This is a genomic window from uncultured Rossellomorea sp. (assembly GCF_947488365.1).
Lineage (GTDB): Bacteria > Bacillota > Bacilli > Bacillales > Bacillaceae_B > Rossellomorea.
The window spans coordinates 1-208 of sequence record NZ_CANKZT010000038.1 but is presented as its reverse complement, the minus strand read 5'-3'; the positions used below and the strand labels follow the sequence as shown (position 1 = coordinate 208).

The 208-nt window shown below is 47.6% G+C and carries 1 tRNA gene; it reads right to left on the bottom strand.

Going from position 1 to position 208, the window contains the following annotated elements:
- A tRNA-Arg gene (locus tag Q1B03_RS22120) sits at nucleotides 1-73 on the bottom strand.
- Nucleotides 74-208: the final 135 nt, after the last annotated feature.

The following is a 208-nucleotide window of genomic DNA, read 5'->3' as shown; positions in this document are numbered from 1 at the left end:
GCGCCCGAGAGGAGTCGAACCCCTAACCTTTTGATCCGTAGTCAAACGCTCTATCCAATTGAGCTACGGGCGCTAAACAATTCATTAATGACAAAGTAAGGAAAGTTATTTTGCTTTCGCAAAAAAAACTTTGGTGCCGAGGACCGGAATCGAACCGGTACGGTAGTCACCTACCGCAGGATTTTAAGTCCTGTGCGTCTGCCAGTTC